Origin of the sequence: Arthrobacter sp. SLBN-112, assembly GCF_006715225.1 — a bacterium.
Taxonomy (GTDB): Bacteria; Actinomycetota; Actinomycetes; order Actinomycetales; family Micrococcaceae; genus Arthrobacter.
Map to the genome: position 1 here is coordinate 3,262,660 of NZ_VFMU01000001.1, position 24,347 is coordinate 3,287,006.

Consider the following 24,347-nt stretch of genomic DNA (forward strand, 5'->3'; position numbering starts at 1 on the left):
GGGGACAGCATGACTGATACATACGCCCAACTGGTCAACAGCGGCCCGGGCCGCAACCTCGCCAGGAAACTCGGCCTTCCACAGCCCGCTGTCCTGCGCCGCTACGAACCCGGCCAGCCCCTGGTCACGGGGCCCGTCATTGTCCTGGGCGACACTGCCGGCGCAGACAAACTTGCCGCTGAGCTGCTGTCATGGGACCTGGACGTCAGGAGGCACGCCGTTCCTGCCGAAAAGCTGGCTGCCATTATCCTGGTACTCGATGACCTTACGCACCCGGCGGACCTGGAAAAGCCCGTTCTGGCGGCAGCGGGATCCCTCCGGGACCTGAAGGCCGGCGGCCGGATCGTAACCTTGTCCCGGCCCGCGGCGGAAGCGTCTGCGCCCGAAGCTGCGGCAGCACGGCAGGGGGTGGATGGCTTCCTGCGCTCCCTGGCCAAGGAACTCCGGGCGGGAGCAACGGGTAACGGCGTGCTCCTTGCTGATGGCACCGCCTCCACCAGCCCCAGCGCGCTGGGCGCCATCAGGTTCTTCCTCTCAGCCCGTTCGGCGTTCGTGGACGGACAGTTCCTGACGGTCTCAACCGAAGACGGCACGCTGCCCGCGGACGCGGAGCGGCCACTTGCCGGAAAAGTGGCCGTAGTAACCGGTGCAGCCCGTGGCATCGGCGCCCAGATTGCCCGGACGCTGCACCGCGATGGCGCCACTCTGGTCCTGGTGGACATTCCGGCAGCGGGAGACCAACTGGCGGCAGTGGCAAACGAGGTACGGGGCACTGCACTGCAGCTGGACATCACCGCTGCCGAGGCGGGCCGTCGGATCATAGACCACGCCGTGCAGCGACACGGACGGCTGGACATCGTGGTGCACAATGCCGGGGTCACGCGGGACAAACTGCTGGCCAACATGGACCAGGCACGATGGAACCAGGTCATCAACATCAACATCGCCGCCCAGCTCCGGATCAACGAGGCGCTGCTGGCCTCCGAGCACTTCCACACTTCGCCGCGTATCGTTTCTGTTGCCTCCACCAGCGGTATCGCCGGGAACCGGGGGCAAACAAATTACGCAGCGTCCAAGGGGGGAGTCATGGGCATGGTCCGTGCCAGCGCCCCGCTGCTCGCGTCCCGCGGCGGTACCATCAATGCCGTGGCCCCCGGATTCATCGAAACCGACATGACCGCACGCATTCCCTTTGCCGTCCGGGAGGTGGCACGCCGGTTGAACTCGCTGCAGCAGGGCGGCCTGCCCTCCGATGTCGCCGAGGCCATAGCATTCCTGGCAAGCGATGCTGCAGGCGGAATCAACGGGGAGGTGCTGCGGGTGTGCGGGCAAAACCTGGTGGGGGCATGACCCTCGCACAGCCGGTCATCCTGGCCGAGATGCCGTCATTGTCCAAGCTCTACGTCAATGCCGCCGCCCAGGCGGCAAGGCGCAGGCTCCTGGGAACCCACGATTCCGCCGTCCTTCCAGCCGAGACCCATGAGGTCAGGGGAGTGAGGGTGGGGGTCGAAAACCTTACCGCCTACCAGCACCTCATCGGTGAGACGGCCAGTGACGTCCTGCCCGCCGGTTTCATCCACGCCATCGCATTCCCGCTGGCCATGAGCGTCCTGAACCGCGATGACTTCCCGCTGCCCCTGCTGGGCATGATCCACCTGCACAACAGCGTTGAGCAACGGTCGCCACTGGTCTTCACGGATGTTCTGGACATGACCGCCCGGGTGGAAAACCTCCAAGGCCACCGTTCCGGGACGCAGGTGGACGTCGTGGCGGAAGTGCGCCGCACGGGTTCGGCGGAAGTGTATTGGCGGGGTGTCTCCACCTACCTCGCCAAGGGGGTGTTCCTGCCAGGGATCGACAAACCCGGCGCCGTTCCACCCAGGACCGACTTCCGGCCCCCGGACCCGACGGCGCTGTGGCACCTCGGCGTCGATACGGGGCGTGCCTACGCCGCAGTGTCAGGGGATTTCAATCCGATCCACCTGAGTGTGCTCTCGGCCAAGGCCCTGGGCATGCGGCGGTCGATAGCTCATGGAATGTACCTGGCCTCGCGTGCGCTCGCAGATGTTGGGCCTGCCCGTGGCGACTCATTCACGTGGGACGTGGAGTTCGAGGCTCCCGTTTTCCTGCCCTCCCGGGTTGCCTTGGAAATTGCCACCGATCACAGCGGTTCGGGGTCATGGAAGCACTCCCGGTTCGTCGCCTGGAGCCCCCGCTCCGGGCGCCGCCACTTCAGCGGGACAGTTGCCGCGCTTTAGCCAAACCGCGCCCCGGCCCAGGGCCTAGTCCTGCGGGCGGACAGCCCGCAGGATGCGGTGGAGGCTGAGGAGGACCGACTCGGAGGCCGGAACGGTCCCCTCGGTCGATTCCCTGCCCGCTGCGGCTGCCATGCAGGCTTCCACTGCTTTTTCCGCGGCATCGAACCGCTGTTTCTGGGTCTGTTCGTCAGCCTCGCTATAGGAGGCCAGGAGCTCTCCGGTTGCCGTGATGGCAGCTGAAAGCGGTTCACTGTCCTGCAGCGGGATTTCGTACGGTAGGTCGCTTTCCCAGATGACGTCGGAGAGCACGTCCGTCATGTCCTGGATGTGGAAGGTCACCCGTTCAAGTTCGCGCAGGTCGCGGTAGTCCTTGTCAACGTCCCTGGGGTGCAGCTTCCGCCTTGGGTTCGCGCGGCGGCTGGCGTCGGCTTCCTTGACCAGGTGCCGCACCGAGCTTGCGGCCGAGGCCAGCTCGTCCGACCGCCGCGACCAGTCCTCGTGTTTGGGCGGCCATTCCTCTGTTATTGCCGCCCCCATGTCGGTCAGCTGCCGCCCAAGGGCAACGCGCAGTTCGTTCAGGCTTGAAGCCGCTGCATCAAAGTGAAGTGGCGGAAAGATGAGGAAGTTTACAGCGATGCCCACGGCCACGCCGGCACCCATCTGGACCAGGTATCCGAACGAGAAATCGTCCGCGTTACTGCCGCCTACGAGCAGGACCAGCAGGGCCGCCGTCGGAATCCAATCGCTGCCCGAACCGATACCCGGTAAGCCGCCCAGCAGCACACCGATCCCCATGAAGAGTGCCACCGTCAACGGGGAGGGCTCGGCAATGCTGACCAGGATGAAGGCGAGGCCGATTCCCATCGCCAACCCCGCGAGTGCCTGCGCCCCCTGCCGCACCGAGCCGGCGACGTTGTGGTACATGGCCACCAGGGCGCCCAGCGGCGCATAGTACGCGTAATGCGAGGCCGCACCCGGCATAAGGGGCGCGATGGCGAACGCAAGGCCCGCGGCAAGCGCCGCCTTGGCAGCCAACTGCAGCCGCTGCGCCGCAAAGGCAGCGGAAAGCCCCGCCACCGATTGTTTGAGAAGTTGGGTCCCCCGAGCCCACCGTGCATCCGGTCGCGCTTGAGTATTGCCCATCCGGACCACAGTAGGGCCGGAGGCTCCTCAGGACAAACCGGCAGCGGAGCGCCGCACTTCTGCGGCCAGGCGATGCGCCCTTCCCGGCGTCCGGCCTTCCTCCTGCCGGCGCGGGATGTAGCCGAAGCCCAGCCCGTAGGATGGATCCGCAAAACCGAGCGCAGCGTTGGCACCCTCATGGCCGAAAGCCCGGTGGCTGCCAAAATTCCGCGAAGGGTGGGGCTTCATGAAGACGACGGCAAACGCGTTGTCCAGGCCGGAAGAGCGGTCTAGGCCCCACACCTGTTCCCGGGTCATGGCCTCCACCGTCCGGCTTGCCAGGAACGGCTGCCTGCCGTCGACACCTGTGGTCGCGGCGGCGTAGAGCCGCGCCAGGCCTTCCGCTGAGCCCACCCCGCCGGCGGCGGACATTCCGGCGGCCCGGACGCCGGGGATGTTCGGCAGCTCCATGATGGTGCTGACGGGCGCGTTGCTGTTGAGGCCTTCGAGGCTGAGCGGGTCAATCCAGGCCTGGCCGGGGTCTTCCTCGTAGAGGACGTCCCGGTATCGCGGCTCAAGATCCTCCGGTAGGCCGAGGAAGAATTCCACTTCCTGCGGCTTCCGGATCCTGCGGTGGTACATATCCTGAAGCGTCTCGCCCGTGACACGGCGGCACAGCTCCTCCATCAGGATTCCAATGGTCAGGGCATGGTAACCGAACTGCCGCCCGGGCTCCCACGCGGGAGCGGCAGCGGCAAGGCGTGCCGCGGCCGCAGGCGTGGTGAACTCTTCAAGGCCGAAACCGCCCTCGACTCCCATGAGCCCAGCCTGGTGCGACAACGCTTCCCTGACCAGCAGCCTGTCCTTCCCCTGGGCCCCGAATTCGGGCCAGTAGTGGGCCACTGCCTTGTCAAGGTCAAGAACACCATCCTGGACAAGCAGGGCGATGACCATGGCCGCAACGCCCTTGGAGCAGGAATAGGCTCCGGTCAGGGTTTCGGCACCCATGTCCGGGCCACCTGTCAGGCGGACTACCGGTATCCCGTGGTGGTAGGCGGCAAGCTGTGCGCTGTAGCGGGGGTCGCCAGCAAGGAATGACTCAAACAGGGCCAGGACGTTTTCGTACCCGTCGGCCACGAAGCCAAGAGATGTCTGCATGCCCTCCAGTGTAAGAGGAAAGCGGTTTCCTACTATGGGATTGGGTTAGCGCAGCACTCCGTGTCCCGGCGCAACTTCCTCGCCTGGCCGGACGGGACCCGGCGGCGTGCCGTCGCCGAATGGCCGGCCACCCAGGGACTCCCTGCCATGGTCCTCCAGCCATCCACTCAGGTCCGGGCCGGCAGGAACAATGCCGGTGGGATTGATGTCCTCGTGCACGATGTAGTAGTGCTGCTTGATCTGCACAAAGTCGATGGTGTCCCCGAAGCCCGGCGTCTGGAACAGGTCCCGTGCGTAGCCCCACAGGTTGGGCATCTCACTCAGTTTCTGCCGGTTGCACTTGAAGTGGCCGTGGTACACGGGGTCGAACCTGGCAAGGGTGGTGAACAGGCGCACATCTGCTTCCGTGATGGTGTCGCCCACCAGGTAGCGTTGCCGCGACAAGCGGTCCTCGAGCCAGTCCATTGCGGTCCACAACCGGTCGTACGCTGCGTCGTAGGCTTCCTGGGAACCGGCGAAACCGCATCGGTAGACGCCGTTGTTGACCTCTGTGAAGACGCGCTTGTTCACCTGGTCGATCTCGCCCCGAAGGTGTTCCGGGTAGAGCTGCGGCGCCCCCGGCCGGTGGAACTCGGTCCACTCGGTGGAGAAGTCCAGGGTGATCTGCGGGAAGTTATTGGTTACAACTTGGCCAGTATGGACATCCACGATGGCAGGCACTGTGATTCCCCGCGGATAGCCCGGGAAACGTTTGAAGTAAGCCTCTTGCAGGCGTTCTATGCCAAGGACCGGATCAACTCCGCCGGGATCGAGGTCGAACGTCCAGGACCGCGCGTCATGCGTGGGGCCGGGCTGGCCCAGGGAGATCGCTTCTTCCAGCCCCAGGAGCCTGCGGACAATGACCGTCCGGTTTGCCCATGGGCAGGCGCGGGCGGCGATGAGGCGGTACCGCCCCGCTTCCACCGGCCACCCCGGTTCTCCGTTGCTGCCCGGAGAGGCGTCCCTGGTGATCCGGTCCTCAATGTAATTGGTGTCCCGGGTGAACTCGGCACTGCCGGTCACATAGGCTCCACGGGTACTGTGTGTTTCCTGGCTCATGCCCCAAGCCTATGCGCCTCCTACCGGTTCCAGGCGCCTTCCAACAGGATTACCGAGACGGGCTGCCAGGCCACCAGCCAGGACCCCGCTACCAGGAGGGTGAACAGGGCAATCCACACCCCGGAGGGAACAGACGTGGCCCGGTACAGCAGGTAGGCATCGGAGGTCCCAAGACTTCCACGACGCCGGACGTGGACCTGCGTGAGTTTGAGCAGGTCGCGGACAGCAGCCACCAGGAGTGCAAGACCGAAGATGACGGCCACGTGGCCCACGACTGAGGCCGGCGCAAGGATTGTCAGGGCGGCCGCGGCGGCGATGGCGGCGGCAGTGATGAGGAAACCGGCGAGGTTGCGCAGGAAGATGAGCGATGCGGTCAGGACCAGGGCGCTGACGGCCATGGCGGCGGGGCCCCACCCGCGGAGCCCGCACCATACAAAAGCGGCGCCGGCCATTGCAGGTACCGGGTATCCCCAGAAGCAGGACCAGGCTGCTGCAACCCTGCTCCTGCTGTAGGAGGTGGTGGTCCCGGAATGGTCCAGTCTGAGGCGGATTCCGGCCAGCCGCTGCCCGGAGGTCACGGCCGCGAACGCGTGGCCCAGTTCATGGACGGTGGTGGCCAGGAGCCCGAAGTAGCGCCAGGTGCGGCGGGGTATGGACAGCGCGACGGCGGCAGCCAGGGACAGCAGCATCTCCACCCAGGTGATGTTGGGTACGTCTGCCTGCGTGAACGCAGCTGTGAAGGCGTTCCATAAGCTGGCTGGGCTGTCCACCGTTGCCTCCTTGGCTGCCGGTCGGCGTCGTAATTGTCTTCTCCAACGCTATGCACCCCAGCTGGGTGCTGCCTTATAGGCATGGGCTTAAAGCCGAAAGGCACGCCGTGTGCGGCGTGCCTTTCGGCTTTGGTCGGGTCGTTGGGATTACCGCCCCGGGGAAGGCTGTTGATTAGCCTTCGCACTCGGTGCAGTAGCTGTGGCCGTCTTTTTGACGGGCAATCTGCGACCGGTGGCGGACCAGGAAGCAGGAATAGCAGGTGAACTCATCCTCAGCCTGCGGGATGACCTGGACTACGAGCTCCTCAGCGACAAATTCGCCGCCAGGGACGCCGGCGCCGTCCAGTCCGTCAGCCTCGTCCAACTCCTGCACAACACTGCGGGCGTCGGGAGCATTTGCTGACTGGAGCTGCTCGAGTGAGTTGTCCTGCGATTCCTTGACGTCGGAACGCAGTTCATCGTAATCGGTTGCCACTTTGGGTGCTTCTCTTTTCTTTGATTGGCTGTCGGGTATGAAACGTACAGCATAGGGCGGGTATTCCCCAACAGGGAGGGTAGATCTGCCGCCTATTGGGTAAAGGTTCAAAGGAGAAGCCGCAGGTTTTGTAAGCGCAGTGCGGCTGCATGGGCAGTGGTGGGACGGTGTGCCGGTCCCCCTGCATGACGGAAGGGGCAGTGTGTGGAACAACTCACCGCAGAGTTCGGAGGTGCAGGACAAGTCGGTGTGGGCGTCGGTCCTGTGCTGGAGAAGTTCATCGACGTGTCCAGGATTGTCGTCCTCCGTGGTGGGGGACTGGGCGACCTGATTTTCGCCATCCCGGCGATGGCCGCGTTGAAGGCGGCGTATCCCCGATCCACCATCACACTGCTGGGAACCCCCATCCACAAGGCGCTGCTGGGAGCCCTGAAGAGCCCAGTGGATGAGGTGGTGGTCCTGCCTTTCGCCGAAGGAGTCCGGCCCGGGGAAGAAGATTCAGCTGAACTGGACCGTTTTTTTGCTGACATGCGCCGCCGCAGCTTCGACCTCGCTGTCCAGCTGCACGGCGGCGGCCGCTATTCAAATCCCTTCCTGCTGCGGCTCGGCGCCCGCCACACCGTAGGGACCCGGACCGCCGATGCGGCCAGCCTCGAGCGCACCATTCCCTACCTCTACTACCAGCACGAACCACTCAGGGCATTGGAGGTAGCCGGATTCGCCGGTGCCTTCCCGGTCGATCTCGAGGCCCGGCTGGCACCCGCTGCCGGGCTGGCAACCCATAAAGCCGGCGACGGCGGTGGCGACCGCCCGCTGGTGGTAATCCATCCCGGCGCCACTGACCCCCGCCGTCGCTGGCCCGCTGACAAGTTCGCTGAACTTGCCGCAGCCTGCGCAGCCGATGGCTCGGAGGTGGTCATCATCGGGGACAGCAGCGAGCAGGATCTCGCTGAGGGGATCGCGGCCCGGGCGGGGTCGGCGGCTGTCCATTCCATGGCCGGCGCACTGGATATGGCAGGACTCGTGGCGCTGCTGGCGGAATCTGACGTGGCGGTTGCCAACGACAGTGGTCCCCGGCACCTGGCCCAGGCGCTGGGCGTGCCCACGGTCGGTATCTTCTGGGCCGGCAACGTCATTAACGCGGGGGCGCTGGGCAGGAGCCTGCACCGCGTGCACGCTTCCTGGGTTACGGCGTGCCCCACCTGCGGCATTGACGTGACCCAGGTGGGCTGGACCGCACCCCGGTGCGTCCATGACGACTCTGTAGTGGCTGGGATCGGCGTGCAGGAGGTCTACGAGGATGTCCGCAGCCTCGCCGCCACGAAATTCGCAAAGCAGGACGTATGAGCGGCCCGACGACGGCGGGACCAGCCAGCGATCGGCTTCCCGCTGACGGTAAACCGGAGCTCCTGGTCCTGCGTGCCTTGAAGCTGGGAGACCTGTTGGTGGCCGTACCTGCGCTGAAAGGCATCCGGCGGGCGTTTCCCGAACACCGGCTGCGCTACGCAGCGCAGGGGTGGCTGTCGGAAGCCCTGGGGCTGGTGGGCGGATACGAACTGTTCCCCACGCACGGCCTGGACGAGCCATTGGCGATGGAACCAGGACTGGTGGATGTGGCCGTGAACCTGCACGGCAGCGGCCCGGAGAGCCAGGGGCGGATTGAGGCACTGAAGGCCAGGCAGACCGTTGGCCACCGCAGCGCCCACCGGGATGGCCCGCCGTGGCGGCCTGAACTGCACGAGCGCGAACGCTGGGTGAGGCTCCTGGAGTGGCATGGCATCGAAGCTGACCCGCTGGACGTAGGGCTGAACACTCCCCACGTCCCCAGCCCCGTCCCCGGCGCAACAGTCCTTCACGTCGGGGCCGCTTACGGCAGCAGGCTCTGGCCAGCGGAACGCTTTGCGGCGGTGGCAGCGGCCCTCTCGGAAGCCGGGCATCAGGTGGTGTTCACCGGCGGGACCTCGGAAAGGGACCGCGCAGAGGAAGTATGCCGGCTCGCAGGACTCCCGGGCACCACCATGCTGGCCGGTATGCTGGGCCTCGGAGAGTTCGCGGCCACGATCGCCGCCGCACGCCTGGTGGTCTCTGCCGACACCGGCGCCGCACACCTGGCATCCGCCTACGGGACTCCTTCCGTGGTGCTTTTTGGGCCGGCACCGCCGGAAATCTGGGGGCCGCCCCCGGGGCCCCACGTTGTCCTGACGTGCGCGGAACTGCGTCTCGGGGACACGTTCGCGGCCCGGCCGGATCCTGCCCTGCTTGCCGTCCAGGTTTCCGACGTCATGGCTGCCGTGAGGGGGTTGGGACTGCTGTAGACCGTGCGGGATTGTCCCTAATTGAGTGCGTCTGCAGGGGTTGGCTTTGGGCCCGAGGGCCTAAAATTGGATGCATGAGCACTGAGCTGGTAATTGCTTTGGTGTTGGGGTCGGCGTTCCTATGGGTCACCATAACGCTGACCATCCTGTCCGCCATTGACCGGCCCGAAAGGAAAGCGCGCCGGCAGGAACGGCGCGAACTCCGCATGGCGAACCGGCGGATTGCGTACCGCCCGGTTGCCGCGGGTTCCCATCCCCAAGCAGGGACCCGGCATCCGCGCCGCCGCAGCCTGCACCTGCATTGACGACGGCGGGGCCCGCCCGGGTGCAGTGGCGTGGAGCACCCGGGGCGGGAAAGCACGCCCAGCCAGGCGCCCGCCGTCGTACGCCTTGCGCTGAAGGCCACCCAGCCGGTCAGGTGGCCCGGGCTGTCCTTTTCAGGGTGCCGGTGCCACGTCGATAAGTACCTTTCCGACTGTTCCCTGCTCCACTGCTTCGTGGGCTGCAGCCGTCTCTGTGAGGGCGAACCGCGTCAGGGGCAGGCCATGTTCTTCGCCTACCCCAAGCGCACCTGCGGCGAGGGCCTCGGCAACGCCGGCTACAGCATTCTGTTTCTGCTCGTCCGTGACGGTGTAGGTGAGGATGAATTGATAGCGGACATTCCTGGTCATGCTTTCGCGGATTGGGACCGTGAGCGATTCGCCGGGGTTGGCGGCGTAAATTGAGATGGTCCCGCCAGGCTTGAGTACGTGCAGGTTGGCGTCGATGTTGGCCGGTGCGTTGACGTCCACGATGATGTCCACTCCGTCGGGGGCTGCCTCATGGACGGCGTGGACGACGTCGGCCTGCCGATAGTTGATAACCGTGGCGGCGCCGGCGCGGAGGGCGAGTTCCGCTTTCCGGTCTCCGCTGACGGTTGTGATGACGGCAGCACCGGCCCACCGTGCCAGCTGGATGGCTGCGTGGCCGACGGCGCCTGCACCGCCGGTGACCAGCACGGTCCGGCCTGCCAGGGCGCCGGGGGAAAGCCTGGCCGGTCCATCCTCGCTCGACGTCAGCGCCCGGTGCGCTGTCAGTGCGGGAATCCCGAGCGAGGCGCCGGTCTCAAAGGATTCGGCGTCGGGAAGCGGCACCGCTTTGTGGGCGGGCACCACGACATATTCCTGTGCGGTTCCTTCATTGCTGCCCCAGGCCACATCCCATAGCCAGACGCGGTCGCCCACGCCGAATCCTGTCACTCCCGGACCCAGCTGGTCGATGACACCGGCTCCGTCCTGGTTGGGAACCTTGGCGGCGTCCAGTCTGCTGCTGCCGCTTCCGGCCCGTGACTTCCAGTCGGTGGGGTTCACTCCCGACACCACCAGCCGGACCCGGACCTCGCCCGGACCTGGATCCGTCACAGGCTTGTCCCGGAGCTGCAGCACCGATGAGGGACCGGTTTCCTCGTACACAACTGCCTTCACGTCTTCTCCCACGTCCGGATGCATTTGCTTTACCGCTCAAACCTACCGAACCCCTGCCGCCCAGGGAGGCAGGAAGGGCCAGGGGAAATGCCCAGGCTGGAAGCGGGCACGCGTCGGGCGGGTATTCCCTAGAAGCGGGGCGTGCCGCGGAGGCGGCGGGGCCGGCCGTCAGGGTCCACGAGGAACCGGTAAATGGGATCGGCCCACAGGCGCTGGAGGGGCGTGACGGGTTCGGTGACATGGCGGCGGACCTGCCCTGCCGGGCGGGGCGCATGGCGGCCGCCACGGTGCCACTGGTCCAGGGCATCTGCCGTGCTCTTCCACAGCTGCAGTGCTGCCCCGTTTATGTGGAGCCGTGGATCGTCTTTCTCAAGGCCCAGGTGTTCCGCCCAGAGCTCGAGCCTCAGTTCCTTGGCGAGCGGCGGGTGTGGCGGGCTGCCGGATTCTTCCGGCGGCATGCCGTCGGCGGAGGTGTCCATTACGGCGCAGGTGAGCTCGCTGTCGGTGGTCCAGGACCGCCGGTTGAAATTGTCTGAACCACAGGTGAACCAGGTGTCGTCAATGATGCAGATTTTGGCGTGGACGTAGATCGGAGTCCCCTGGCTGTTTTCGAGGTCGAATATGCCTACCCTGTCGGGTGCGGCCCGGCGGAGCATGCTGATGGCCCGCAGTTGCCCAAGGCGCTTGGGCGGTCCACTCAGTGGGCCGTCGGTGTCCGGGTACCTGGGCACAACAATGATCACGTTCAGCCCGGGGTTGCGTTCCAGGGCAGTTGCGATTCCCGCTGCCACCTCTGTGGACCACAGATATTGATCTTCGACGTAGATGACCGAACGGGCCTGGGCGAACGCCTTCGTGTAAGCGCGCGCTATGCTCCGCTCTCCATGTGGTGCGAAGGGGAATGGCGGGTGCTTCACGCCGTAGGTCCGCAACAGTTGCACGGCATGCGGACCTGCCGGCGGTGGGGGAGGAGCGGACTCGGGGAGCGGTTTGGGATGCCTGGGCATACGGGCCAGGCGCTGCAGCAGCATCCGGTACGGGGTCCGCCGGTCCAAAGGGTGCGGATCGTTCCACCGCTCGGCGAACACCGCCAACACATCTGCAACCACCGGGCCGCGCAGTTCAAGGGCGGCATCGTGCCACGGGGGCCTCTGCCCGTAACGGGAATCCATCTTCACCGCCTGGGCGTCTCCCGCATGGCCGGCGTCGTCGCGACGGCTGTGCGAAAGGTCCAGCCCACCCACAAACGCCACATCGCGGGAGGGGTCGGTACGACGGCGGATGACCACCAGTTTCTGGTGATGGGAGCCGAAGAGACGCACTCGCTGATCCAACAGCGCCTCGCCGCCTGAGTCGTTGATCTTCCGGCTGAGAAGTTCATTGGAGCGGCCGCTGATAGGGGCGGACACCCGTTCACCATGGGATCTCCAGACGAGGCCCCGTACTTCCACGCCAGAGCGCGCCAGCCCTGCGAGCAACCCGCCAATGGTCGTGCCGCCCGCCTCCAGCTGCTCGTCGGCATCGCCGCGCCAGTCCGTGAACCACACCCGGTCTCCCGCCTGCAGTACCGACAGTTCCTCATGAAGCCTGGAAAAGTAGGCTGCGCCATGTACCAGGGGACGCACCAGATTGCCTTCTGACCAGGAGCCGGATTCCGTACCGGCAGCCTGGACATCCGATGCAGCATTTCCCCGCTCAGCCCGATTCAGAAACCACTTGCCAACCGTGCTGTCCACTTGGCGCTCCTTCCGGGGCCCGGGAAACAGGCCGCTGCGATTTCCAAACTAGCCTACGGCCGGGCATGAACCTGCCGCTTCTGGTGGACGGCACCGAAAAGGTTCAAGGCAGCAACGCCCAACCGCTGCGTCGGGAATAGGCTTATGCAGGATCGTCCCAAGCGAGGGCACCTTGGCCGCGGTCCGGCTCCCGCAATGTGCGTCCGGTGGGATTGGGCCACCGACCGTAGCGACCCCATAGCTCCCATCCGCAACGAAAGAATGAGTCAGACCATGTCACTGAAGGAAAAGCTGAAGGGCGATGTCATCGTCCACATGAAGGCGGGCAACAAGGTTGGCCTGACCACCGTGCGCAACGTCCTGGGCGAAATCGAGACGCGGGAGAAATCCGGCAAGACCCCGGTGGAGCTCGATGACCTACAGATCACCGCCCTCCTGCAGAAGGAAGCGGCCAAACGCCGTGACACCGCCGCCACCTATTCTTCGGCCGGCCATCACGACCGGGCCCAGGCCGAGATCGCCGAAGCCGAGGTCATTGAGGCCTACCTCCCTAAAGCCCTGACCCGGGAGGAAGCCGAACACATCGTCGATGAGGTCATCGCCGGCCTGAAAGCGGACGGCACGGAACTGACGATGCGCTCCATGGGCGCGGTCATGAAATCTGTCACCCCCAAAATTGGCGGCCGCTTTGACGGCAAGGCCATCAGCGAGATTGTGAAGGCCCGCCTGGCGTGATCCAGAATGCCGGCCTCACACCGGGACATGGGATATGGGCCGGCGGCGATTGGGGGGCGGCATCCGGTCTCAGAGATACCTTGGCCGCCGGCCCTGTCCCTATGTGTAAGGCCCTGCCCCAGCAGCAGGATCTTGTTTCCAACGGTAAGGCCGGTTCCTGAACGACAGCCCACGTTCGCCGCAAGTTTCGCTCAAGACTGGGCCTCGTGGCCCTCTTGGATGCGACGTCCCGGGAACGCATCGGGAATCGCGACTGAAAGCAGGGTCAAAGCCTGTGGTGCGGGCCTATAGTCAAAGGGACGGCACGTGCCATTTGTGCGGATTGACCGTACTCGCGCGGCGCCACATTACAAGGAATCGAGCCCACTGTGGCCACTACCCCCGGAACGCCCCTGCCCGGCCCCCGCCCCCTGCCCAGTGGTCCAGAACATCCATCCGGCCAGGGTTCCGGCGCAAGGTGGCCCATTGGCCGCGTTGTGGCCGGAACAATGGCTGCAGGACTCTTCGCTGCTCTGCTCCTGGCAGCTGCCCCTTTCATCCGGGCGCGTGAGAGCGAGGTCACGGGTGCGGTGCTGTGCGGCTTTGCGGTGGGGTGGGGCCTGTTGGCCCTTCTGTCAGCCCGGTTCACTGACCAGCCGCAGCGATGGGCTGCAGCACCTGCGATTTTCATGGGGGCGTCCGGTTTGCTGTTGGCGTGGTTCGGCGCCCCGGTGGATGTCGTGCTCAGCTGGGTGTGGCCGCCCGCCCTGCTGGCCTTGGCGATCTGGATGTTTTTCCGTTCACGCCAGCAACTGCATAGCCGGAGCAGGCAATGGGTGCTTTACCCGGTCATCGCGGTGCTGGCCCTTGCCTCGGTAGGTGGCGCCTCCCAGACGCTGGGCGCGGCGGCTGATGCGCAGGCCTTCCCAATGCCGGGCCAGCTGCTCGACGTGGGTGGCTACAGCCTGCACCTCAACTGCACAGGCACGGGAAGCCCCACCGTGGTGCTCCAGCCCGGAGCCGGTGAGATGTCATCCAACCACATACTGATTTCGGCGGCGGTGTCCGCCCGGACACGGGTCTGCGTCTACGATCGGGCCGGCAGGGGCTGGAGCGGGCCCGCCGACACGGTCCAGGACGCCACGCAGATATCTGCGGACCTTCATTCCCTGCTGCACAGCGGCAACGTACCGGGGCCCTACGTGCTGGCTGGTCATTCCTTTGGCGGTCTCTATGTGCAGACCTTTGCCGCCAACTACCCGGATGAGGTCGCCGGCATGGTGCTTATCGATTCAACGAACCGGGCACCGGCGGCTGTGTCCCGGCCGGTTGCCGTCCGCGGGGGGTACAACCTCCTTGGCCGGGTCACGGCCTTCATCTCAATAGTGGGCCGGGTCGGTTTGCTGCGCCTGTATGCACCTTTCGAGGATGTCAACAGCCTCCCACCACAGCAACGGGACGAAATCCGCGCCAATATCGCTGACCCAGGCAACATGCGCAGCACTCTTGACGAGTACGTACAAGCGAACACCTCGATGGAAGAAGCCGCATCGCTGCAGGATTTTGCGGGCAAGCCCCTTGTCGTCCTTACAGCGGGCGTCGGCAATGACGCCAAGCACGAGGCGTCGCAGAACGGCTTGGCCACGCTGTCCACCAACAGCCTTCACAAAACCATCGATTTTGCGTCCCATGAATCGCTCGTCGCCGAACCTGACGCCGCAGCAATCACCACCCAGGCAATCCTGGACGTCGTCGGTTCGGTAAGGACTGCGGCGCCCTTGGCAAAGTGACGCCCGGGCTCACCAGCGGCAGGCTACGTCCAGCCGCTGTACTTATTTCAGTGGCCGTCGGCCAGGGCCTCACAGCAGTTGGTAAATGCACCTCTGCGCAGCCTGTTACTCCGATGCCCGGTCCTGGAGGGGCCCGACTTCGTCCGGATGGCTGTCAGTGTTTTGGTAATAGCGGACTTCGAACATTTTGGCGCCGGTTGCCGAGACCCAGGGGCCATGCTTCATGCCCGGCGGGCGGGTAGCCCAGTCTCCCGTGTTGAAAGTGCGGTTCAGGCGCTGGTCGACGAATGAACCTTCGAAGATGAATACCTCTTCCCAAAAGTCATGGACCAGGACACCGTTTGGTGACGTATCGGTTCCCGGCTCAAACTTCAGGATGCGGGTGACACAGCCGTTCCTGTCATCACGCGCCAGGACCGCTTCCGAAAGCCCTTCAATGTGTGGTGTGCAGGGCGTGAACTCCACCGATGACGTTGGAGTGAACTCAAATTCGGGTTTTGCCACTTCGCCTCCAAGTTCATCAATTAGGAGATGCTCGGTCCCAGCTGTTCCGCCGCCCCGCCCGGAGAGGGCCGGGGTGGCTGTGCTCGGTCGTCGAGTGCCCAGGAGAGTCGAGTACTCAAGCACGCGCACGCGTTCGTTTTCAAACGCGACGCGGTAATTCTCCGGGTTCGTCTGGACAGGATCCTTCGCCATGAACGGAATATACGCCTGTGGCAGCCTTCGGAACCAGAGACTTCGGGTCAACGCGTTCCATCGGCGTCTTCAATGGTGACACCCGTGGAATCGATGGCTGCCGGGCTGGTTGGTGGGCTTCCTTGTGCCCCGTCGGGGGAGGGTGGTCAGCCGCGGACTCTCCTGATCCTCATCCTGTGCTGCCTGGGGGCAGGCGTGGGACTGGTTGTTACGGGGCGGGGGCGCCGCCAGGGCCTGTGGGGCCGATAGCTGATGGGGTCAGGGGGCGGCGGCGCTGAAGCCACTCTCGAGGAGCCTTTCCTGCGGCGCCGCATCGCCAGGAGAACGAGAATGGTCAAGCCGATCCATACGAAAGCGGCAACGAATATCAAAGCTACCGCCTGACCCGTGCTCATGACTCGACTGCCTGCGCTGAGCCGAGACCGTTCCTGCAAAGGCTTCCCGAGCGGTCACCCTCGTTGCCCATACATAGCGCGACGGCAGCTGTCATCTGGGGTGATGAACGGAAAATCCAAGGAGCCTGTTTCGACAGGATGCCCGTGAACGGAAGGTCTGGCGCTGGATGATGGTCAGCAGGGGTGGACATGGCGCGTGGCTTTCCGCGATGGTTCGGCTGACTTCATAGCCCAATGAGTCAAGTTTCCGCTCGTGGGGACGGCGTGGCAATAGCATGCAGCGGCAGCTATGCCGTATTCCCGCCGCCACGAACAGGAGCCCGGCGAACTGTGGTCAGACGAACCAGCGCCACCAGCGTGGCTGCTCCGGTTCCGGCGTCGGTTCCGGTTCAGGTTCCTCGCCTAGAGCTAGCGCGGCTTCGACGATGTCGTCCCCGGTGAGCGTCATGACGGCCTCACGATCGAGCGCATCGAGGCTTTGTTCCTCGTCGAGCGACAGTCGCAGCGCCTGGCGGTTGAGCGCCTGCTCGAACAGGGTGCGGGCGAAACGGGCGTTGCCGGAGTCCTCGCCCGCGTGGAGCCCTGTGAAGATGCGGCGCAGCACCTGGTCCGCCCCCGGCTCCAGCCTGTACTCGTGCTGGGCCAGCATCTGGTGGAAGATCATCTGGAGGGCGTCGACGGAATAGTCGGGAAAAGTGATCTCACGGGCAAACCGGGAGCGCAGGCCGGGGTTCGAGAGCAGGAAGGATTCCATCAGCCGGGGGTACCCGGCCACGATCACCACCAGGCGGTGGCGGTGGTCCTCCATCCGCTTGAGCAGGACCTCGATCGCCTCGGGGCCGAAGTCCATCCGGCCGTCCTCCGGTGCCAGCGCGTACGCCTCGTCGATGAACAGGACACCGTCCAGCGCTCGCCGGATCACCCGGTCCGTCTTGAGGGCGGTCGCGCCGACGTACTGCCCCACCAGGCCCGAACGGTCGACCTCAACCAGGTGGCCTTTCTGCAACAGTCCCACCGCGCGGTACATCTCGGCCAGGAGCCGCGCCACGGTGGTCTTGCCTGTGCCCGGGTTTCCGAGGAATACCAGATGCTGTGAGGTGGCCACCTCCGGCAGGCCATGCGCCTTTCGGCGGGCCTGGACCTGGAGCAGCGCGACGAGGGCCCGCACCTGTTCCTTCACGGTTTCCAGTCCCACCAACGCGTCGAGCTCGGCCTGCACCTCGGACAGCGGCCGTGCCGGCCCGGGCCTCGCACCGATGAGATCGCCGACCAGGTCGTCCACGCGCTCTGAACCGGGCAGCTTGAGCTGATCGGCCAGGTGGCCGATGGTTTCGCGCAGGTCGTCGAGCGGGTGGCGGCTGGGAGCCATGCATCCACTGTAGTACTCGGTTCCCGAGCGGGGTGAAGTTGGCCTCACCAGTATTAACTCGCTTTTGGTCGAAGTATTCGTGCGGTTGCCGAGGTACTGCAGTCAATTCTTTACCGGCCGCTCCAGCGGGTTAGAAGCTGCCGTACTCGATCCTGGCCGGAGCACCAGTGGGAACGGTGATCCGTCCGCCCTGGAAGTCCTGAGCGGTACTGCCGTCGGCCGTGACGTAGTTGTCGGTCGTCGGGTAGCCGAGCCTGCCCCACTCAAAGCCGGTCCCGGCCCAGGCGTCGCGGGTCTTGCCGGTCGAGAGCCCAACACCTGTGGCCGGACTGGAGATCAGTGCCCCCTTCTCGAAGTTGACGTACGAGCCGCCGTCCTTCAGTCCGATCACCCTGTTGGTGCCGGGGAACCCCAGGGCGGCCAGACCACCGGCTGCGTCGAACTTGGAACTGAAGTCCGAGGGCATCGAGTACGCGCCGAGGCGCGGGGACCAGAAGATCGTCCCGCCCTGATAGTTCTGCTTGACGCCGCCGTCGACCGGAATCTCATCGCTGATGGGATAGCCGAGGTAGCCGTTCTCGAAACCTGCCTGTGCCCATGCACCGCGGGTGCTGCCGACGGAGACATGGGCTCCGGTGGCAGGGGACCAGAGGATGGAGCCGCGCTGGAAGTTCTGGTACAGGCCGCCATTCTTGATGGCCACTTGCGGGCTGACGGCTGCGCCGAGGGTGGGACCCATCTCTTCGTGCTTGGTGAAGATGTCCCCGGTAACGGCGTAGGTCCCGACATTCGGCAGGTGGTGGATGACGCCGCCCTGGTAGTTCTGGGCGACGCCGCCGGAGATGCCGTACTCGTCCGTGATCGGGTAGCCGAGGGAGCCGTGCTCAAAGCCATAGCTGGCCCAGACGTTACGGATGGAGCCAACGGAGAGGACCGGACCGACGCCAGGTGTCAGGATGATAGCGCCACCCTGGTAGTTCTGGAACGCGCCGCCGTCCTTGAGACCGGTGACGACGTCACTGACCGGATAGCCAAGTGCGCCCCACTCGAAACCGGTGGAGGCCCACTTATCCCGGATTGGACCGGCGCTGATTGCGGCACCCGATGCCGGCGAGAACAGGACCGCGCCACCCTGAAAACCCTGCCATGAGCCGCCGTCCCTGATGCCGCGGACCTCATCGGTGGTCGGGTAGCCCAGGGGGCCGTTCTCAGCGCCCTGCGCCCGCCACTTGCCGTTGATGCCGGCGGTTATGGCGTGAGTCCCGCTGGCAGGTGAGGAGAAGATGGCGCCATTCTGGTACGCCTGGTACGAGCCGCCATCCTTCAGGCCAGTAATCACGTCGCTGACGGGATACCCGAGTGCGCCGTTCTCGAACCCGGTTTCGGCCCACTTGTCCCGGATCGGGCCAAAGGCAGAGATGCGGGCACCACTGGCGGGGGAGTGCATAATGACACCTCCCTGGTAGACCTGGTAGACGCCACCGCCCCTGAGACCGCCGACCTCGTCGGTGACCGGGTAGCCCAGCGGTCCGCTTTCGAATCCGAGCGATGCCCACTTGTCCCGGGTCGCTCCCCAGGAGAAGTGTGCGCCGGATCCTGGAGACCAGACAATGGCCCCGCCCTGGTAGTTCTGGAAGGCTCCGCCGTCCTTCAGACCCCCGGTCTCGTTGGAGGAGGGGCTCCCGAGCTGGCCTGCGGGTCCACCGCCCTGCTGGTACTTCTCTGCGATGACCCCGAAAGGATTGGAGGAGTACGGCGTGAAGATGTCATCGACAGCACCCATGATGATCCGGTCTCCGGGCCGGTTGCTGCGGAGGAATCTGTTGACCACGTCCAATGTGGTGGAGAGGCAGCCGGCGGACGTGGTCCGGCCGGCGTGCAGGAAGATCGCATAGGAGGCACCCTGCACAGTGTTCATGTCGGGCTCGCGGTTGTAATTAATTACCGCTGCCTGCTCGTAGTAGCCCTGGTTCATGTAGGTGTAAAGGTTCTCGTCAGAGGACCCGCCGCTGCCCTCGAAGTATTGGTTGTAGGTGGGGCCATATTCCCCGCCCCACCGGGAGTTCGCGTTGACCGTGTGGTACACCAGAGCTGTCCCGGGGTTGGCTCGGCCAAGAGCCTCCGTGACACTGTACGAGCCGGTCGGGGACTTGAAGGTGTCCTCCCAGGTCAGCCCGGGCGGAGCGAAGCCCTTGAGGCCGGCGTAGCCCCAGTCCTGCCATTCCTGCACGTAGCTGTTGCCGGAGCGGACGCAGCCGGTGATGGTGACAACGTTGGAATCACGGTTTGTGGCGGTGGCGAAGGTGACGCGGGTGGCGCCGAAGCTGTTGTATTTGACCTGACCCGCGGACAGCCGCTGGCAGGGGTTGTTTACCTGAGATGCCGCCTGAGCGCTGCCGGCTCCAAGAATGGCATTGCCCGCGATGGCGATCACCACCAGCGCGAGTGATAGTGGTTTGGTTTGGTGCACAGTTCCTTCTTCCCGTCGACGCAGCAGGGCGCCTTCCTGATAAGCGGTGAAGCGCAGAAGGACTATAAACCCGGGCTGACATGGGGAAATACGGTTTCTGGCGCGGCTGCCCCTAGGCTACCCGTCCTGCTGCACTTCTCACGCCATCGTGTACGTGGCGGGAGATAAGTGGGCTGCGGCTGCCGCACACATAAAGCCCATGAGCATCCAGGACGGATCTCTCTTCCATTCCGAAGGCTCCGGCACTCACCCTGCTGGGCCTTTCCGCTGCCCGGCGGAACCAGGGGCGGCTCCGAGGTGCTGGCATCCGTCGATGCCGTCCACATAAAATTTGAAATCATCACCGATAGAAAGACCGCCGTGAAGCAGAGTATTTTCGCCCGTGTCGCCCAGCTGGCCAAGGCCAACCTGAACGCCCTCCTGGACTCTGCGGAAGACCCGCAGAAGATGCTGGACCAGATGGTCCGGGACTACTCGGAGAACATCCGCGAAGCCGAGTCCGCGATCGCGCAGACCATCGGCAACCTCCGGATGGCCGAGGAAGACCAGGCCCGCGCCGTGAACGACGCCAAGACCTGGGGCAGTAAGGCGATCGCCGCCTCGAAGAAGGCCGACGAGTTCCGGGCAGCCGGGAACAGCGTGGACGCCGACAAGTTCGATGCCCTGGCCAAGGTCGCCATCGGCCGGCAGATGACCGCTGAATCTACCGCCAAGGCCCAGGAACCGAACCTGGCCGCGCAGAACCAGGTCGTCGACAAGCTCAAGCAGGGCCTGGACCAGATGCGCGGCAAGCTCGGGGAGCTGACCGCCAAGCGGAACGAACTGGTCAACCGTTCACGGGTCGCCGCCGCCCAGTCCCGGGTCCATGATGCGCTCAAGGCCCTTGACGCCGGCGACCCGACCTCGGCCATCGGCCGGTACGAGGAGAACATCCGCCGGCAGGAGGCCACGGTCCGCGGCCAGCAGGAACTCGCCGCCTCATCCCTGGACGCGCAGTTCGCGTCCCTGGAAGACCTCGGCGAGCAGACCGAAGTGGAAGCACGGCTCGCCGCCCTCAAGTCCATGGACCGGAAAGCCATCGACTACTAAGGGGGCTCTGACCGAAAGGTTGTAGACACCCGGCCAGTGGACGCCATTGCCTTCCACCACGACCTCCTGGGCGCCGACGACCCGAAGAGTTCCTTCACCCTGACCTGACTGGATTTCATCCAGTCGCCGTGGCGGGTCAGGTGATGGATTCTTCCACCATCCCGGCCAGCATCTGGAACCTGACTCCGGATCCTGTTCAGCTAGGTAGGTTGGTGAAGGCGCCTACCCGATCCCAGCGGCGATGGCCGCTCCACGAAATTCCGCAGGCATCCGGCACCCAGCTAGGTCTGGGCGACCCTGTCATTGGAGTTGCGGGTCTCCGCGCTCTCGACAGGGCTCCTGAGGCCGGCCGGCGGCCCGCTCCGGGCTTTGACCAAGGCAATCAGTAAGGTCAGGATGGTGCCCATCCAGGCAATTGCGGCCAAGAACACCAGGCCGATTGCCGCTAAGGGGTGCATGCCGAAAGCCTAGGACTTAAAGGGCGGGAATCCCGGACGCAACTCCGCAGCATCGCGGCCGGAATTTCCGCAAATTCGGGCACCCGTAGCTGGGATACACAGGGCGCGAAAAGAGTGCACCCCGTTCGCTGGGCGGACCCAGGAACACCTTAAGGAGCCGGCGTGGTGGGAGAAACAAAGAAGCCCCGGAAAATCAATGATTTTCCGGGGCTTCCGTTTGTGCGCGGAGGGGGACTTGAACCCCCACCCCCTTTCGAGGACTAGCACCTCAAGCTAGCGCGTCTGCCATTCCGCCACCCGCGCAGGTGGTATTTCGGGAAGCCGTCCCGCCTTTCAGCGTTTCGCGCCTCTCCGAAGCAGCGAGAAAAACTCTAACATGACTTTCCGGGAACAACGAATCGAGGCAAGTAGGTAGGCTGAGGGCAGCGATTCAGCTCGTGCCAACCAGTCATTCCCTACCAAGGAGCCTCCAATGCCTGACGTCCTGCCCGAGGATGAAGTTGTCCGGATCTGCCAAGAACTCATCCGGATCGACACCTCCAACTACGGTGACGGGTCAGGACCGGGGGAGCGCGCCGCAGCAGAATATGCCGCAGGACTCATCGAGGAAGTGGGACTGGAGGCGGAGATCTTCGAATCCGCCCCCGGCAGGGCCAACGTTGTGACCAGGATGGCAGGGGAGGACCCCTCCGCCAGCGCCCTGGTGGTCCACGGCCACCTGGACGTCGTCCCGGCACTGCGGGACCAGTGGTCTGTGGACCCGTTTGGCGCGGAACTGAAGGATGGCCTCATCTGGGGGCGCGGCGCCGTCGACATGAAGGACATGGACGCCATGATCCTTTCAGTCCTGCGGAACTTCGCCAGGGAAGGCAGGAAGCCCAAGCGGGACATCATCTTTGCGTTCTTCGCTGACGAGGAAGCCGGCGGCGTCTACGGCGCGCGCTATGCCGTGGACAACCGCCCGGAACTTTTCGAGGGCGCCACCGAGGCCATTTCGGAGGTGGGCGGCTTCTCGGCAACTATCGGCGGGCAGCGGACGTACCTGCTGCAGACGGCGGAGAAGGGCATCTCGTGGCTCCGGCTCGTTGCACACGGACGGGCAGGCCACGGCTCGCAGATCAACACGGACAACGCCGTGACGCGCCTGGCGGGCGCCGTAACGCGCATCGGCGAGTACAAGTGGCCCATCGAGCTCACGCCCACCACCCGGCAGTTCCTTGACGGCGTGACAGAACTCACGGGCGTCGAGTTCGACGCCGACAATCCGGACCTCCTGCTCAACCAGCTTGGCACCGTGGCCCGGTTCGTCGGGGCCACCTTGCAGAACACCACGAACCCGACGCTCCTCAAGGGCGGATACAAGCACAACGTCATCCCCGAGTCTGCCGAAGCCCTGGTTGATTGCCGCACCCTGCCCGGCCAGGAACAGCAGGTACTCGAAATCGTGCGCGAACTCGCCGGCAACGGAGTGGATGTCAGCTACGTCCACAACGACGTCTCCCTTGAGGTCCCGTTCGCAGGCAACCTGGTGGACTCGATGATCGACGCCCTGCACAAAGAGGACCCCGGCGCGAAAGTGTTGCCCTACACGCTTTCGGGCGGCACGGACAACAAGTCACTCAGCCGGCTGGGCATCACCGGCTACGGCTTCGCGCCCCTGATGCTCCCGGACGAGCTGGACTTCACGGGCATGTTCCACGGCGTGGACGAGCGTGTGCCGGCAGACTCCCTCAAGTTCGGCGCCCGGGTGCTGAACACCCTGCTCACCAACTACTAAGGGGACCTGCCGTGGCTCCAGAGGACCTGCTGCCGGATGAGCTCCTGGAGCGCATCCGGGGCCGCGCCGCAGGGTACGACCAGGACAACGCCTTTTTCCACGAGGACCTGCGGGAGCTTGCGGCGGCAGGGTACCTGAAGCTTTTCGTGCCAGCGTCCGACGGCGGCGCGGGCCTCGGGCTCGAAGCGGCAGCGCAGTGCCAGCGCAGACTGGCAACGGCCGCCCCGGCCACCGCGCTGGCCGTCAACATGCACCTGGTGTGGACCGGCGTCGCGCACGTCCTCGGAGCCCGCGGCGACCATTCCCTGGCCTTCGTCCTCAAGGAAGCCGCGCAGGGCGAGGTCTTCGCGTTCGGCAACTCGGAGGCGGGCAACGATTCCGTCCTCTTTGATTCACGGACGGTGGCCACACCGGGTGCAGATGGAAGCTACTCGTTCACGGGGACCAAGATCTTCACCAGCCTCTCGCCGGCCTGGACCCGGCTGGGAATTTTCGGGAAAGACGCTTCGGCGCGTGACGGGGACGGGGAACTCGTCCACGGGTTCATCAGCCGTGTAACCCCCGGCTACCGGATCCTGGACGACTGGGACACCCTGGGCATGCGGGCAAGCCAGTCCGCCACAACGGTCCTTGACGGTGTGACCGTGGCGCCGGACCGGATCTTCCGGAAGCTGCCTGTCGGCCCCAACGCCGACCCGCTGATTTTCGCGATCTTCGCATGCTTCGAAAGCCTCCTGGCCGCCGTCTACACCGGGTTGGGTGAACGCGCACTGGCCGTGGGCGTGGAGACCGTCAAGCGCCGCACCTCGTTCAAGAACGGCGGACGCAGCTACGCGCAGGACCCCGACATCCGCTGGAAGGTGGCGGACGCTGCCATGGTCATGGACAACCTGTACCCGCAGCTCCGGTCAGTCACGGCCGACGTCGACGCCCTGGCCGACCACGGGGCCCAGTGGTTCCCCAAACTGGTGGGGCTGAAAGTGAACGCCACCGAGACGGCACGACGCGTGGTGGACCTCGCCATCCGCGTCAGCGGGGGATCGAGCTACTTCAGGGGCTCCGAGCTGGAGCGGCTCTACCGGGACGTGCTTGCGGGAATGTTCCACCCCTCCGACGACGAGTCCGCCCACAACACCGTAGCCAACGCCTGGCTGGGCCCGCTGGAAGACTAGACGGTCCGCTGGACTGTCATTC

At 65.1% G+C, this 24,347-nt stretch carries 21 protein-coding genes and 1 tRNA gene; 10 read left to right on the forward strand and 12 right to left on the reverse strand.

Going from position 1 to position 24,347, the window contains the following annotated elements; translation table 11 throughout:
* Nucleotides 1-9: 9 nt before the first annotated feature.
* Nucleotides 10-1,350, forward strand: coding sequence for a 3-oxoacyl-ACP reductase (locus FBY33_RS14995; RefSeq protein ID WP_142031240.1), 1,341 nt, complete (start codon nucleotides 10-12; stop codon nucleotides 1,348-1,350).
* Nucleotides 1,347-2,258, forward strand: a complete 912-nt coding sequence (locus FBY33_RS15000) for a MaoC/PaaZ C-terminal domain-containing protein (RefSeq protein WP_142031241.1) — start codon at nucleotides 1,347-1,349, stop codon at nucleotides 2,256-2,258. The genes FBY33_RS14995 and FBY33_RS15000 overlap by 4 nt, the downstream gene beginning before the upstream one ends.
* Before the next feature lie 24 nt (nucleotides 2,259-2,282).
* Here the strand turns inward: FBY33_RS15000 and FBY33_RS15005 are convergent, their stop codons facing one another.
* The 5 genes from FBY33_RS15005 to FBY33_RS15025 form a co-directional block, all read right to left on the reverse strand.
* Complete coding sequence (locus FBY33_RS15005) at nucleotides 2,283-3,335, reverse strand: FUSC family protein (RefSeq protein WP_142031242.1); 1,053 nt, start codon at nucleotides 3,333-3,335, stop codon at nucleotides 2,283-2,285.
* A gap of 93 nt (nucleotides 3,336-3,428) precedes the next feature.
* Entirely contained in the window at nucleotides 3,429-4,538 is a 1,110-nt protein-coding gene (locus tag FBY33_RS15010) for a serine hydrolase domain-containing protein (protein ID WP_142031243.1), read from the reverse strand.
* A 45-nt stretch (nucleotides 4,539-4,583) separates the two neighbouring features.
* Nucleotides 4,584-5,636, reverse strand: a complete 1,053-nt coding sequence (locus tag FBY33_RS15015) for a glutathione S-transferase family protein (RefSeq protein WP_142031244.1) — start codon at nucleotides 5,634-5,636, stop codon at nucleotides 4,584-4,586.
* 20 nt (nucleotides 5,637-5,656) lie between these two features.
* Nucleotides 5,657-6,406 (reverse strand): M50 family metallopeptidase, encoded by a 750-nt coding sequence (locus FBY33_RS15020; RefSeq protein WP_142031245.1) that lies wholly within the window; start codon nucleotides 6,404-6,406, stop codon nucleotides 5,657-5,659.
* A 172-nt stretch (nucleotides 6,407-6,578) separates the two neighbouring features.
* On the reverse strand, nucleotides 6,579-6,881 hold the full coding sequence (locus FBY33_RS15025; RefSeq protein ID WP_018761323.1) for a DUF4193 domain-containing protein: 303 nt from the start codon (nucleotides 6,879-6,881) through the stop codon (nucleotides 6,579-6,581).
* 204 nt (nucleotides 6,882-7,085) lie between these two features.
* Here FBY33_RS15025 and FBY33_RS15030 point away from each other — a divergent pair, with 204 nt between their 5' ends.
* The 3 genes from FBY33_RS15030 to FBY33_RS15040 all read left to right on the forward strand — a co-directional run bounded on the left by FBY33_RS15030 (nucleotide 7,086) and on the right by FBY33_RS15040 (nucleotide 9,501).
* On the forward strand, nucleotides 7,086-8,228 hold the full coding sequence (locus FBY33_RS15030; RefSeq protein ID WP_142031246.1) for a glycosyltransferase family 9 protein: 1,143 nt from the start codon (nucleotides 7,086-7,088) through the stop codon (nucleotides 8,226-8,228).
* The gene (locus FBY33_RS15035; protein ID WP_142031247.1) at nucleotides 8,225-9,196 is read left to right on the forward strand and encodes a glycosyltransferase family 9 protein; all 972 of its coding nucleotides are present in this window, start codon (nucleotides 8,225-8,227) and stop codon (nucleotides 9,194-9,196) included. The genes FBY33_RS15030 and FBY33_RS15035 overlap by 4 nt, the downstream gene beginning before the upstream one ends.
* A gap of 74 nt (nucleotides 9,197-9,270) precedes the next feature.
* Nucleotides 9,271-9,501, forward strand: a complete 231-nt coding sequence (locus FBY33_RS15040; protein ID WP_142031248.1) for a hypothetical protein — start codon at nucleotides 9,271-9,273, stop codon at nucleotides 9,499-9,501.
* Between the two features lie 132 nt (nucleotides 9,502-9,633).
* On the opposite strand, the gene FBY33_RS15045 is transcribed toward FBY33_RS15040, so the two are convergent.
* Nucleotides 9,634-10,659 carry an NADPH:quinone reductase gene (locus FBY33_RS15045; protein ID WP_142031249.1) on the reverse strand — a complete coding sequence of 342 codons (1,026 nt, stop codon included), beginning with the start codon at nucleotides 10,657-10,659 and terminating at the stop codon, nucleotides 9,634-9,636.
* Nucleotides 10,660-10,787: 128 nt separating this feature from the next.
* Entirely contained in the window at nucleotides 10,788-12,284 is a 1,497-nt protein-coding gene (locus FBY33_RS15050; RefSeq protein ID WP_235010588.1) for a phospholipase D family protein, read from the reverse strand.
* A 384-nt stretch (nucleotides 12,285-12,668) separates the two neighbouring features.
* Between FBY33_RS15050 and FBY33_RS15055 the strand changes: the two genes are divergently transcribed.
* Together FBY33_RS15055 and FBY33_RS15060 are read left to right on the forward strand one after the other, a co-directional pair.
* Nucleotides 12,669-13,130 carry a GatB/YqeY domain-containing protein gene (locus FBY33_RS15055; RefSeq protein ID WP_142031251.1) on the forward strand — a complete coding sequence of 154 codons (462 nt, stop codon included), beginning with the start codon at nucleotides 12,669-12,671 and terminating at the stop codon, nucleotides 13,128-13,130.
* 488 nt (nucleotides 13,131-13,618) lie between these two features.
* Entirely contained in the window at nucleotides 13,619-14,899 is a 1,281-nt protein-coding gene (locus tag FBY33_RS15060) for an alpha/beta fold hydrolase (protein WP_142032913.1), read from the forward strand.
* Nucleotides 14,900-15,004: 105 nt separating this feature from the next.
* Here the strand turns inward: FBY33_RS15060 and FBY33_RS15065 are convergent, their stop codons facing one another.
* From FBY33_RS15065 to FBY33_RS15075, 3 genes are all read right to left on the reverse strand, one after another.
* Nucleotides 15,005-15,595 (reverse strand): cupin domain-containing protein, encoded by a 591-nt coding sequence (locus tag FBY33_RS15065; RefSeq protein WP_235010589.1) that lies wholly within the window; start codon nucleotides 15,593-15,595, stop codon nucleotides 15,005-15,007.
* 729 nt (nucleotides 15,596-16,324) lie between these two features.
* The gene (locus tag FBY33_RS15070) at nucleotides 16,325-17,359 is read right to left on the reverse strand and encodes an AAA family ATPase (protein WP_142032918.1); all 1,035 of its coding nucleotides are present in this window, start codon (nucleotides 17,357-17,359) and stop codon (nucleotides 16,325-16,327) included.
* Nucleotides 17,360-17,489: 130 nt separating this feature from the next.
* Nucleotides 17,490-19,829 (reverse strand): hypothetical protein, encoded by a 2,340-nt coding sequence (locus tag FBY33_RS15075; protein ID WP_142031252.1) that lies wholly within the window; start codon nucleotides 19,827-19,829, stop codon nucleotides 17,490-17,492.
* A gap of 360 nt (nucleotides 19,830-20,189) precedes the next feature.
* Here FBY33_RS15075 and FBY33_RS15080 point away from each other — a divergent pair, with 360 nt between their 5' ends.
* A complete protein-coding gene (locus FBY33_RS15080; protein WP_142031253.1) occupies nucleotides 20,190-20,918 on the forward strand; it encodes a PspA/IM30 family protein in 729 nt (242 codons plus the stop codon).
* Nucleotides 20,919-21,199: 281 nt separating this feature from the next.
* Here the strand turns inward: FBY33_RS15080 and FBY33_RS20380 are convergent, their stop codons facing one another.
* Both FBY33_RS20380 and FBY33_RS15085 read right to left on the reverse strand, forming a co-directional pair.
* Complete coding sequence (locus FBY33_RS20380; RefSeq protein ID WP_160141967.1) at nucleotides 21,200-21,376, reverse strand: hypothetical protein; 177 nt, start codon at nucleotides 21,374-21,376, stop codon at nucleotides 21,200-21,202.
* A gap of 220 nt (nucleotides 21,377-21,596) precedes the next feature.
* Nucleotides 21,597-21,679: transfer RNA gene (locus FBY33_RS15085), tRNA-Leu, on the reverse strand.
* Nucleotides 21,680-21,848: 169 nt separating this feature from the next.
* Between FBY33_RS15085 and FBY33_RS15090 the strand changes: the two genes are divergently transcribed.
* Entirely contained in the window at nucleotides 21,849-23,153 is a 1,305-nt protein-coding gene (locus FBY33_RS15090; RefSeq protein ID WP_142031254.1) for a M20/M25/M40 family metallo-hydrolase, read from the forward strand.
* An 11-nt stretch (nucleotides 23,154-23,164) separates the two neighbouring features.
* Entirely contained in the window at nucleotides 23,165-24,325 is a 1,161-nt protein-coding gene (locus FBY33_RS15095) for an acyl-CoA dehydrogenase family protein (RefSeq protein WP_142031255.1), read from the forward strand.
* Nucleotides 24,326-24,347: the final 22 nt, after the last annotated feature.